Source organism: Flavobacterium aquiphilum, assembly GCF_027111335.1.
GTDB classification, from domain to species: domain Bacteria; phylum Bacteroidota; class Bacteroidia; order Flavobacteriales; family Flavobacteriaceae; genus Flavobacterium; species Flavobacterium aquiphilum.
In genome coordinates this window covers 4,717,800-4,730,590 of the sequence record NZ_CP114288.1, presented here as the reverse complement: position 1 = coordinate 4,730,590, position 12,791 = coordinate 4,717,800, and the positions used below count along the sequence as shown (strand labels likewise).

Below are 12,791 nucleotides of genomic sequence, written 5' to 3'. Positions count from 1 at the left end.
AGGATGCGCTATTTTGAAAATTTATAATTGGTTTTTCATTTCCCCTCCTTCGGAGGGGTGCCCGTAGGGTGGGGTGGTTGAAAGGATGATGAATAAAACACCCCGGCTTGCAGCCACCCCTCTAAAAGAGGGGAAAGCCAATCTTTGTCGATATTGAAGTATTGTTGTTTGTAAAAAAGGAAAAATGTTTTCATTTAGCCCCGATTGAAACGAAAATCCTCTTGTCTTGGGGTTCAAGACAAGAGATTGCAGTGTAAAGCGGGAGGATACTTTCTGAAAAACGCCAAATGTTCTTGCTCCTAAAAAGGATAATCGTTTCGTTTATTTTTTGATTACAAAAATGTTAAGTCAATATTTATAAAAAGCGTAATTGCAACGAGTTGAGTTGTTGAAATGTGCCATCTGCCGATTTAATTGGTATTTAAAATCAATGAAAGGTTGATATTTAAAAAAAAAAATTACTTTTGCGATTCAAACAATAGCAAGATGGCAAAGAATTTAGTGATAGTTGAGTCCCCCGCAAAGGCTAAAACAATCGAAAAATTTCTAGGAACTGAGTATCAGGTAGAATCAAGTTATGGGCATATTGCCGACTTACCTTCAAAGGAAATTGGTGTTGATGTCGAAAATGGATTTACACCCAAATATGAAGTTTCCTCGGATAAAAAAGCATTAGTGTCCAAATTAAAAACTTTAGCTAAAAATGCCGATATGGTATGGTTAGCAAGTGATGAGGACCGCGAGGGAGAGGCTATTTCTTGGCACTTGGCGGAAGAACTGAAACTGAAAAAAGAGAAAACAAAACGAATTGTTTTTCACGAGATCACTAAAACTGCTATTCTTAAAGCTATTGATAAACCACGTGAAATTGATTATAATTTAGTCAATGCGCAACAAGCGAGAAGAGTTTTGGACCGTTTGGTTGGTTACGAGTTGTCTCCGGTTCTTTGGAGAAAAGTAAAAGGAGGTTTGTCTGCCGGACGTGTACAATCGGTTTCGGTTCGATTAATTGTCGAAAGAGAACGTGAAATCCAAAACTTTACTGCAGTAGCCACGTATTCGGTAGTTGCCGAGTTTGCAAATGAAGCGGGCAAGACTTTCAAAGCCAAGCTTCCGAAAAATTTCAATACAAAGAAAGAAGCCGAAGAATTTTTAAAACAAAATATCGGTTCTATATATAAGGTAGCGGATTTGGAAACAAAACCTACCAAAAAATCACCAACAGCTCCGTTTACAACTTCGACTTTACAACAGGAAGCGGCGAGAAAATTGTATTTGCCTGTAGGTATTACAATGCAGTTGGCGCAACGTTTGTACGAGGCAGGACTTATTACTTATATGAGAACGGACAGTGTGAACTTATCCAAAGAGGCAATGGATGCTGCTCAGGCAGAAATTATCAAATCATACGGAAAAGAGTATGCTTATCCGAGAACTTTTGCCAATAAGAGTAAAGGGGCGCAAGAAGCTCACGAGGCGATTCGTCCGACAGACATGTCATTACATTCGGTAAATATTGACAGAGACCAAGCACGTTTGTATGATTTGATTTGGAAACGAACTTTGGCTTCGCAAATGAGCGATGCCAAATTGGAACGTACCAATGTAAAAATTGAGGCCAACAATCATGGTGAACATTTTACTGCATCTGGAGAAGTTTTGCTTTTTGAAGGATTTTTGAAAGTGTATCTTGAAGGGCATGATGAAGAAGAAGAAGAACAAGAAGGTTTGTTGCCTGCTTTGAAAGTTAATGAGAAACTTCAAAATAATTATATTACGGCAACCGAAAGATATTCAAGAGCGGCAGCACGATACACAGAGGCTTCTTTGGTGAAAAAATTAGAAGAGCTTGGAATTGGTCGTCCTTCTACTTATGCACCAACAATTTCTACGATCATCAACAGAAATTATGTTGAGAAAGGAAATCTAGAAGGTGTGGAGCGCAATTATACTCAATTGACTTTGCAATCAGGGAAGTTGGAGGAGAAAATGCTTAAGGAAAACACTGGTTCCGATAAAGGAAAATTAGTTCCTACGGATATTGGTACGATCGTTACTGATTTCCTGGTGAAGAATTTCGGGAATATTTTGGATTATAATTTTACTGCAAAAGTAGAACACGATTTTGATGAAATTGCTGAAGGTAATATCGAGTGGACTAAGATGATGCAGGAGTTCTACAACACTTTTCACCCAACGGTAAAAGATGTAGAAGCCAATGCTGACAGGGAAAGTGGGGAAAGAATATTGGGGATTGACCCTGATTCCGGAAAACCGGTTTCTGTTCGTTTAGGTAAGTTTGGACCAATGGCACAGATTGGTGATTCCGAAGATGAGGACAAAAAATTCGCAAGTCTTAGAAACGAACAAAATATTGGAAATATTACTTTGGAGGAAGCGCTGAATTTATTTTTGCTTCCAAAAAATCTTGGTATATATAAAGGAGAAGAAGTAGAAGTGAGCAATGGTCGTTATGGGCCTTATGTGCGTCACGGAAGTCTTTTTATTTCTTTGCCAAGAGGAGAGGATCCTTTGGATGTTTCGATGGTTAGAGCTCAGGAATTAATTGATGAAAAAGCTGCTGCCGATGCACCTATCGCCGTTTATAAAGGAGAAGGTGTTCAAAGAGGAGTTGGGCGTTTTGGTTCTTTTATTAAATGGAATGGAATTTTCATTAATGTAAGCAAGAAATATAATTTTGATAATTTATCACAAGCTGATATCGAAGAATTGATTGAAGATAAATTGCAGAAGAATATTGATAAAGTGCTTCATAATTGGGAAGAAGAGGGAATATTGGTTGAAAAAGCCCGTTGGGGTCGTTCGGTGATAACAAAAGGAAAAATCAAAATTGAATTGAGCAAAGATGTTGATGCCACTAAATTGACATTGGCTGAAGTTCAGGAAATGATTGCCAAGAAAGCACCTGCCAAAAAAGTTGCTGCTAAGAAAACTACAGCAACAAAGAAACCTGCCGCTAAAAAAGCGGTTGCTAAGAAGAAATAAAAAATTGAATTCAATTAATACTGTTTTTTTTCGTTAGTTAAATAGCCAATACTAGAAAGTAATAAAGTAAACAAAAGAATGGAGTTTGATTTTTTAGAACCATTAGATCAGGAATTTATTAACTATGTTTTTGGGTTGTCTGCTCAGCACTTGGGTAGTAAGATAGTTATGCATACTAATGAGGTGCTACCGGATTTAGATAAAATTGATATTGCAATAATTGGTGTTCTTGAAAATCGTGGAAATAAAAAAGCTAGTTCTGAGGTGAACTTAAGTGCAATTCGGAAAGAATTATACGGAATGTTTCCTGGTAATTGGAATCTTTCAATTGCTGATTTTGGTGATATTCTTCCTGGAAATTCAAAAGAGGATTCCTTTTTTGCACTAAAAAAAATAGCTTCAAGTCTGATAAAAAGAAGAATCATACCTATTATTATTGGAGGTTCCCAGGATTTGACTTATGCTTTGTATAGAGCTTATGATGATTTGGAGCAAATGGTGAACCTTGTTTCTATTGATAGTAAGTTCGATTTTGGTAAGGAAAATGAGGCAATAAGTGCAGATTCTTTTTTAACTAAAATTATTATTGACGAACCTAATAACTTGTTTAATTTTTGTAATATTGGCTACCAAACTTATTATAATTCGCAGGAGGAGATTGACTTGATAGATAAGTTGTTTTTTGATGCGTATCGTTTGGGTGAAGTTTCGAATAATATTTCAATTTCTGAACCTGTTTTTAGAGATGCAGATGTTGTGAGTGTGGATTTGAATTCTGTGAAATCGTCGGATTCTGGAAATTTTACTGTTTTCAACCCGAATGGTTTTAATGGAAAAGAAATATGTTCTTTGGCTCGATATGCAGGAATAAGTGATAAAGTTAGTTCATTCGGTGTCTTTAATCATAATAATTCCAGTCAGGAAGCAGTGATTATTGCACAGATAGTTTGGTACTTTGTAGAAGGTTATCATTATAGGTCTAATGAGTATCCTTTTGGGAGTCGTGATAATTATTTAAAATATATTGTTCCGCTTGAAGAAGAGGATTTAGTATTCTATAAAAGTGATAAAACTGACCGTTGGTGGATAGAAATACCATTTACATCGAGTACTTATAATAAACTGAAAAAAAATTCGTTGTTACCGTGTTCATACGACGAATATTTGGCAGCCTGTAATCAAGAAATGCCTGAAAGATGGTGGAAAGCTCAGAGAAAAAACGTTCTTTAGACTTTAAGAAAAAATTAAGTTAATGATTTTATATTAAAATTGTTAATTTTATATGAATATTAGAAATATTTACGATATACTTACAAAATTTTAAAAATGATGTTTTTTGTCGGACTTTTTTAGCACTTAGGCGATAAAATGTTTTTTTTTAAGAAATTTTAATATACATTTGAACAAATAATAAGTGGTCGTAAAGAATTGTTTTTTAGATAAAAAATAAATACGTTTGCGATACTATTAATAATAAATTGATAATCCCCCGATTTTTATGAAGAAAATTATTGCATTTTCAGCAATTTTAACAGTGTTGATTAGCTGTGGTAGATCAAGCGACAAAGGAGAGTTGGTCGGTGTGAAAGGATCTAAGTGGCATCCGGAAAAACCATATGGTATGACTTTAGTTCCTGGTGGATCGTATATCATGGGTAAATCTGATGATGATGTAGCTAATGTTGCTGATGCACCAACAAAGACAGTAACTGTTAGAGCATTTTACATGGACGAAACAGAGATTACAAATAGCGAATATCGTCAGTTTGTAGAATGGGTAAAAGATTCTACAATTCGTTTACGTTTGGCTATCTTAGCTGAAGATAGTGGGCAAAGCGCTCCTGCTAATGGTAAAGGCGGTAAAAATTCTGGTAGTATAGCTGATTATGCTTTCAGTAATAACAACTCGAATCCTGAAAAAATGACTGCCTACGATAAGTACATGTATGATAATTACTACAGCATAGGTACTGAAAAAGATCCAAACGCTTATAAGAGACTGAATAGAAAGGTTAAATTAGTAAAAGATGTAAAAAAATACCCGGATGAATATTACGCAGAAGTAATGGATTCTATGTATTTGCCTTTGGAAGCTTCTTATAATGGATTGAGAACAATCGATGTTAATAAGTTGAAATTCCGTTATACTTGGATGGATATTCAGGCTGCTGCTAAAGCAAAAGTGGGTAAAAGACAAGATTTCTTAAAAACAGAGGAAGTGAAGGTGTATCCTGATACTACAGTTTGGATAAAAGACTTCTCGTATTCATATAACGAGCCAATGCACAATGATTATTTTTGGCACAAAGCTTATGGAGAGTATCCTGTAGTTGGTGTGACATGGGTTCAAGCAAAAGCTTTTTGTGAGTGGAGAACTTTGAATAAAAACAGTTACTTGAAATCTAAGAAAAACCATGTTGATAACGTAAACTCATTTAGATTGCCTACTGAAGCAGAATGGGAATACGCGGCCAGAGGAGGTCTTGAATCAGCTACTTTTCCATGGGGAGGTCCTTATGCAAAAAGCGATAGAGGATGTTTCATGGCTAATTTTAAACCTAACAGAGGTGATTATGCTGCAGATCAGGCGTTGTATACAGTAGAGGCAAAATCTTATGAGCCAAATGGATATAATTTGTATAACATGGCTGGTAACGTATCTGAATGGACAGATTCTGCTTACGATGCTAATGCTTATGAATTTGTGTCTACAATGAACCCTGCAGTTATTGATAACTCTAACAAACGTAAAGTTGTAAGAGGAGGATCGTGGAAAGACGTTGCTTATTTCCTTCAAGTAAGTACCCGTGCATTTGAGTATGCAGATTCGTCTAGAAGTTACATCGGATTTAGAACAGTTCAAGATTATATGGGAACTAAAACAACCGGTAACAGTAAAAAATAACCTAATCTTTAAATAAATATAACCTATTAAATTAACTTTAAAAATTTTTGAAAAATGGCATTATTGAGCAAAAAAGCAATGAATTTTACCTATGGTATGGGAGCGGCAGTAGTAATTATCGGAGCCCTATTTAAAATTCAACATTATCCGGGCGCTAGTGCATTATTAATAATTGGTCTTTGTACAGAAGCTTTCATTTTTGCTCTATCGGCATTTGAGCCAGTTGAACATGAATTAGATTGGTCTTTAGTGTATCCTGAATTGGCAGGTGGGGAGAAATCTGATAAAAAACCAGCTTCTGATGAAGTTGATGGAATGTTGTCATCAAAATTGGATGCAATGTTGAAAGAAGCTAAAATTGACGGTGCATTAATGAGTAGTCTTGGAAACAGTATTAGAAATTTTGAAGATGCTTCAAAAAACATTTCTCCTACTGTAGATTCAATTGCAGCAACAAAAAAATACAGCGAAGAATTGTCTATGGCTGCTGCTCAAATGGAGTCTTTAAATAGCTTGTATAAAGTACAATTGGAAAGTGCTTCAAGAAATGCTGAGGCTAACAAAGAAATTGCTGAAAATGCAAGTAAATTAAAAGAGCAAATGCAATCAATGACAGCAAATATTGCATCTTTGAACAATGTATATGGCGGTATGCTTTCTGCTATGAGTAATAAAGGATAATTAGTTTTTTAACTATATATTATAATATTAAATAATAAACTAATTAGAAAAAATGGCAGGAGGAAAATTAACCCCTAGACAGAAGATGATTAACCTGATGTATTTGGTTTTCATTGCAATGTTAGCATTAAACATGTCCAAAGAAGTATTATCTGCCTTTGGATTAATCAACGAAAGATTCGAAACTGCAAATAATTTAGCGTTATCTACGAATGAAGCTATTTTGGCAGATTTGGATGTTAAAGCTCAAGATAAACCTGAGCAATATAAAGCTCCTAATGAAATAGGGAAAAAAGTTGACGTAGCAACTACTACTTTTTATAAATATGTTGAAACTTTAAAAACAGGTTTCACTAAAGATATTAAAAGAGAAGAAAATGGTAAATTGCCTTATGAAACTATGGATAATTCATCAAAATTAGATGAATCATGGTTTAGTGGAGATGGTTTATCTGCAAAAGGAAAAGAAGTTGTTGCAGCTGTAGAGACTTACAAAGCTGCTATTAAATCTGCAATTGGTAATGATCCTAAATTTAAAGATATTGCTACTGAATTTAATACAAAATTCAATACTGGTGATGTAGTAGATAGAGAAGGTGTGAAAAAAAATAATTTAGATTATAATTTTAAACATTTCCCTCTTATCGCTTCTGTTGCTAAATTAACTGCAATTCAAAATGATGTTAATACAATTGAAAATCAAATTTTGAGTAGATTGACTGGATCAACAGCAGTTGCTGCAGCTTCTATGAAAAACTATACTGCAATTGTAATTCCTGAAAAATCTGCTTTCTTCGCTGGAGAGGCTGTAAAAGGAAAGATTGTTTTGGGACGTTTTGATAAATCAACAGTTCCTACAAAAGTTGTAGTTAACGGAGGTAATTTGAATCTGGGTTCAGCTTTACACGATGGTCAAGTTGATTTTAGTTTTGGAGCTGGTAATGTTGGAGAACATGACATTAATGGTAACTTTACTTTTATGGAAGATGGTAAACCGGTAGCTATTCCAATTAAAGGAAATTACGTTGTAGTTCCAAAACCGAATTCTGCAACTATTTCTGCTGATAAAATGAATGTGGTTTATAGAGGGGTTATTAACCCGATGACAATTTCATTTGCTGGAATTTCTCCTGATAAAGTATCTGCATCAGCTCCAGGTTTAAGTTCAGCAGGCAAGGCAGGAGCTTATAACATGAATCCAGGTCAAGGTTCTGAAGTTGTAATTAATGTGACAGGTACTTTACCTGATGGTTCTAAAGTGTCTGACAGAAGAGCATTCAGAATTAAAGGTATTCCTGCTCCAGTCGGTGCAATTGCTGGTGATGTGGGAACTGTTAAAGGAGCTAAATCTCGTTTAGAAGTTTCTCAAGTTTCTGCTAAATTACTTGATTTTGATTTCAATGTTCAATTGAACGTAGTAGGATTTACATTTAAAGTACCCGGACAAGCTGCGGTAATTGTTTCAGGAGACAGAGTAAATGCTCAATGTAAAGCTGCAATGGCTAGAGCTACAAGAGGTGATATGGTTACGATTTCAGATATTAAAACTAAATTGGTTGGATCTGATATCATGCTTTCAAGAACAGCTCCTGTAATTTTCGAAATACAATAATGTTTAAGTTGCCTTTAGATCTACTTAAATAACTTAATAATTAATAAAGATGAAGACTAAAAATTTAGTTGCAGTTATAGCATTTGTTGTGGGAGGTTTTTCTTCATTTGCGCAGTCAAATTTGTTGAATGCAAAAACTCCTGATCAAATTGGAAAGAAAACTCAATCTCAAGTATCTCTTGATAATGATAAGCCTTTAGCCTACGGTTATGTAGATGACAGGGATATTTTGATGGGGAAGACAGTATGGGAAATTGTCGATTTGAGTGAGCGTTTTAATTTCCCTCTTTATTTCCCAATCGATTCTACGAATATTGGAAAAGACAGAAGGTCATTGTTTGATGTTTTGATTAAAGGTATTAAGACTAATAAAATAACTGAAGTGTATGCTGATGATTATTTTAATACCAAAAAAACGTTTAAAGATATGAGTAGTTCATTTACTTATATTGATACAACCAATGCCGGTAGAGAGGAAGTAAATGCAAATAGAGACTTATATTTTCCAAAAGAAAAAGTTGGCTATAAAACTGTAAAAGGTAAAAAGGTAAAAGTAATGTTGCCTGCAGGACCAGCTAAAGTTTTAGATCCTCAGTTTATTGATAAAAGAGAACTTACTGCTCAAGATATTACAGGATATAGATTAAAAGGATATTGGTATTTTGATAAACGTCAAAGTGAATTGAAATATCGTTTGCTAGGTATTTGTCCTGTAGCTCCTGAGGCTAGAGAAGTTGGTAATGATAATGCTGATTATATCGATTTGTTTTGGATATTTTATCCTTCGGTTCGTGATTATTTGCATGGTTACTTGGCATTCAATGAGAAAAATTCAGCTATGCCTGTCTCTTTTGATAGAATACTTGATTCACGTCAGTTTAGCGGAGTTATCTACAAAGAAGAAAATGTGTATGGTGACCGTTTGATTACCGAATACATTAACGAAAATGCATTGAATCAGTTATTGGAATCGGATAGAATAAAAGATAAAATCCGTGATTTTGAACACGATATGTGGAATTACTAATTTCCTAATGAATAACAATGAAAACTCTTACTTTGAAAAAGTAAGAGTTTTTCTTTTTTATAATTATTGTTTTATTTATGGTTGATTATATAATTGTTGGCTCCGGATTGGCCGGTATCTCTTTTGCAGATTTTGCCTTGATGAATAATAAGGATATTATAGTCTTTAATGATGATTCTCAAAATTCATCTAAAATTGCTGGTGGATTATACAATCCTGTAATTCTAAAGCGCTTTAGTGAAGTTTGGCAGGCTCAAGAGCAATTGCAGCTGATGGAAAATTTTTATTCAAATCTTGGTGGTAAAATTAAGTCGGAAGTTAATTTTAAAATACCTATTTTGAGGAAGTTTTTCTCTGTAGAAGAGCAGAATAATTGGTTTACAGCTTCAGATAAACCAACTTTAGCCCCTTTTTTATCGACCTCTTTAATTTTTAAAACTTTTGAAGGTATTGATTCTCCGTTCGGTTATGGTGAAGTATTAAAGACCGGATATGTTGATACTGCTTTGTTGGTTTTAGAATATCATAATTTTCTTTTGTCTAAAAAACTTTTACGAAATGAAACCTTTGATTATAATGCTTTAGTTTTTACTGAAGATGGTTTGTCGTATAAAGGTATAGATGCAAAACATATCATATTTGCCGAAGGTTTTGGAATGCATGCCAATCCTTTCTTTAATGATTTACCTTTAGATGGAACAAAGGGAGAATTGTTTATTATTAAAGCACCTGATTTGAAACTTGATGTTATTGTCAATACTAGTGTTTTTATTTTGCCTTTGGGACATGATTTGTTTAAAGTTGGTGCAACTTATAATTGGAAAGATAAAACTAATTTACCTACTGATGAAGGTAGAACAGAATTGATAGAAAGAATTCAAGAAATAATCAATTGTGATTTTGAAATTATTAGACACTATGCTGGTGTCCGGCCAACAGTTAGTGACCGAAGACCTTTAGTGGGGACGCATGCTGAACGCAAAAATGTACATATATTGAATGGATTGGGAACCCGAGGGGTAATGATTGGTCCTGCGATGGCAAAAGCTCTGTACGATAATATCGAAAATCATATCGCTTTGGATAAAGAAATTGATATTACCAGATTTGCTAAAAGAAGGGAAAGAAAGTCCTAATCTTTTTTTGTGGTTGGGTCATAGGAAACAAACATATTGATATAGATATTTCTGGACCATCTTAAGACTAATGGGTAAAGAACAATCATTGTGGCAATTATTGCTATAAAAGAAGTTTGTATGCTGGCCTTCAACATTAGATAGGAAACGATAAAAGTTCCAATTCCAATTGCTACATTGACGCCATAACTTACATACATTGCTCCATAAAAAAAGGAAGGTTCGATTTGATACTTCAGTCCGCAATGGCTACAATTTTCATGCATCTTAAGTACTGAGCCTAAATGATAAGGGTTTTTGTCTACATACATGCTCTCATTCATGCATTTTGGACAAGTTCCTGTTAAAATGCTATATAATTTGGATCCTTTTTTTAACATTTGCAAAAAATTTAATTTTTCTGTTTTTAGAAAGAACAAATTTACTAATTCATATAGGAATAAAATAATAATACATGCTTAATATACATAATTTATCGGTTTCGTTTGGTGGGACTTATTTGTTCGAAGAAGTGACTTTTCGTTTAGGTGCGGGTGACCGAGTGGGACTTGTTGGAAAGAATGGAGCGGGAAAATCGACAATGCTCAAAATACTTGCAAAGGATGTTGCTCCTGATTCTGGGGTGATTTCTCAGGAAAAGGAAATTAAATTGGGTTTTTTACGTCAGGATATTGATTTTGAAAAAGGAAGAACGGTACTTGAAGAAGCCTATGAAGCCTTTACCGAAATTAAATTTGTAGAAAAAAAGTTGGCTGAAATCAATCATCAATTGGTAACAAGAACCGATTATGAAAGTGAAGAATACAGTCAAATCATTGAAGATTTATCTGATTATACACATCGTTTTGAATTGTTGGGCGGATATAATTATGTTGGTGATACTGAGAAGATACTTTTAGGATTAGGTTTTAAACGTGAGGTTTTTGATAATCAAACTGAAACTTTTTCGGGAGGTTGGAGAATGCGTATTGAGTTGGCCAAATTGCTGTTACAGTCCAATGATGTTTTATTGCTGGATGAGCCTACGAACCACTTGGATATAGAAAGTATCATTTGGTTAGAAAACTTCTTGCGAAATTATCCTGGTGTTGTCGTTATTGTTTCGCACGATAAGATGTTTTTGGATAATGTAACCAATAGAACAATCGAAATTTCTTTGGGTAAGGCTTATGATTTCAATAAACCATATACCCAATATTTGGAATTGCGTGAAGAGCTTCGAGAAAAACAATTGGCTACACAAAAGAACCAAGCTAAGAAAATTGAAGAAACACAGAAACTGATTGAGAGATTTCGATATAGCGCTACCAAATCTTCAATGGCACAATCTTTAATCAAAAAGTTAGATAAAGTTGAGCGTATTGAAGTAGATGAGGATGATAACTCGGTGATGAATATTTCGTTCCCGGTTTCCAAAGAACCTGGTAAGGTTGTAATTGAAGCCGAAAATGTGGGTAAAAGTTATGGTGATAAAATCATTCTTAAGGACATTGATTTATTGGTGGAACGTGGTAGCAAAATTGCTTTTGTTGGTCAAAATGGACAAGGAAAATCAACTTTTATTAAAGCGATTGTCAATGAATTTGAATTTCAGGGCTCAATAAAATTAGGGCACAATGTGCAATTGGGATATTTTGCCCAAAATCAAGCAGAGTATCTTGACGGTGAACTTACTTTGTTGCAAACGATGGAAGACGCTGCGTTGGACTCGAACCGAATGAAAGTTCGTGATATGTTGGGTTCATTCCTGTTCCGTGGAGATGATGTAGAGAAAAAGGTGAAAGTGCTTTCCGGGGGCGAAAGAAACCGTTTGGCATTATGTAAATTATTGTTGCAACCTATCAATGTTTTGTTGATGGATGAGCCTACCAACCACTTGGACATTAAGTCTAAAAATGTATTGAAAGCGGCTTTGCAGAAGTTTGGTGGTACGTTACTTTTGGTTTCTCACGATAGGGATTTTCTTCAGGGAATGTCCAATATCGTTTATGAGTTTAAGGATCAAAGAATCAAAGAATATTTAGGGGATATCAATTATTTCTTGGAGCAACGCAACTTGGAAAATATGCGTGAGGTTGAGAAAAAGGATGTTGCAAAAGCTGCCGTTGCAAAAGAAAGCAATAAAGCCTCTTATGAAGACCAAAAGAAAAACAAGACTTTACAAAACCGTTTGAGTAAAATAGAAAGTCAAATTAGTCAGCTGGAAAAGGATATTCAGCACGATGATAAAATGTTGGCTTCTAATTATGATAAACATATAGAAGATGCTTCCTTTTTTATGGCATACAATAAAAAGAAAGAGGAATTGGAAAAATTGCTCGCTGAATGGGAAATTGTTCAGGAAGAAATTGATGCGTTGTAGATAGAGGTTAGAACATAGAAAAAAGAAGCGAAATCTTGTCATATTGATTTGATTTCGCTTTC

The 12,791-nt window shown here is 34.5% G+C and carries 9 protein-coding genes; 8 read left to right on the top strand and 1 reads right to left on the bottom strand.

The window, feature by feature from the left end; all coding sequences use genetic code 11:
* Nucleotides 1–486: 486 nt before the first annotated feature.
* From topA to OZP12_RS19120, 7 genes are all read left to right on the top strand, one after another.
* Entirely contained in the window at nucleotides 487–3,006 is a 2,520-nt protein-coding gene (topA, locus tag OZP12_RS19150; RefSeq protein ID WP_281226684.1) for a type I DNA topoisomerase, read from the top strand.
* A gap of 78 nt (nucleotides 3,007–3,084) precedes the next feature.
* Nucleotides 3,085–4,236, top strand: coding sequence for a formimidoylglutamase (locus tag OZP12_RS19145; RefSeq protein ID WP_281226682.1), 1,152 nt, complete (start codon nucleotides 3,085–3,087; stop codon nucleotides 4,234–4,236).
* Between the two features lie 268 nt (nucleotides 4,237–4,504).
* Nucleotides 4,505–5,911 (top strand): T9SS ring complex lipoprotein PorK/GldK, encoded by a 1,407-nt coding sequence (porK, locus tag OZP12_RS19140; RefSeq protein ID WP_281226681.1) that lies wholly within the window; start codon nucleotides 4,505–4,507, stop codon nucleotides 5,909–5,911.
* A gap of 54 nt (nucleotides 5,912–5,965) precedes the next feature.
* Nucleotides 5,966–6,592 (top strand): type IX secretion system motor protein PorL/GldL, encoded by a 627-nt coding sequence (gene porL / locus OZP12_RS19135; RefSeq protein ID WP_281226680.1) that lies wholly within the window; start codon nucleotides 5,966–5,968, stop codon nucleotides 6,590–6,592.
* A gap of 52 nt (nucleotides 6,593–6,644) precedes the next feature.
* Nucleotides 6,645–8,204, top strand: coding sequence for a type IX secretion system motor protein PorM/GldM (gene porM / locus OZP12_RS19130; protein ID WP_281226679.1), 1,560 nt, complete (start codon nucleotides 6,645–6,647; stop codon nucleotides 8,202–8,204).
* A 49-nt stretch (nucleotides 8,205–8,253) separates the two neighbouring features.
* Nucleotides 8,254–9,231, top strand: coding sequence for a type IX secretion system ring subunit PorN/GldN (gene porN, locus OZP12_RS19125; protein ID WP_281226677.1), 978 nt, complete (start codon nucleotides 8,254–8,256; stop codon nucleotides 9,229–9,231).
* 77 nt (nucleotides 9,232–9,308) lie between these two features.
* A complete protein-coding gene (locus OZP12_RS19120; RefSeq protein WP_281226676.1) occupies nucleotides 9,309–10,367 on the top strand; it encodes an NAD(P)/FAD-dependent oxidoreductase in 1,059 nt (352 codons plus the stop codon).
* On the opposite strand, the gene OZP12_RS19115 is transcribed toward OZP12_RS19120, so the two are convergent.
* Nucleotides 10,364–10,747, bottom strand: coding sequence for a DUF983 domain-containing protein (locus OZP12_RS19115; RefSeq protein ID WP_281226675.1), 384 nt, complete (start codon nucleotides 10,745–10,747; stop codon nucleotides 10,364–10,366). The two genes, OZP12_RS19120 and OZP12_RS19115, sit on opposite strands and share 4 nt — an antisense overlap.
* Nucleotides 10,748–10,821: 74 nt before the next feature.
* Here OZP12_RS19115 and OZP12_RS19110 point away from each other — a divergent pair, with 74 nt between their 5' ends.
* The gene (locus OZP12_RS19110; protein WP_281226674.1) at nucleotides 10,822–12,729 is read left to right on the top strand and encodes an ABC-F family ATP-binding cassette domain-containing protein; all 1,908 of its coding nucleotides are present in this window, start codon (nucleotides 10,822–10,824) and stop codon (nucleotides 12,727–12,729) included.
* Nucleotides 12,730–12,791 lie beyond the last annotated feature (62 nt).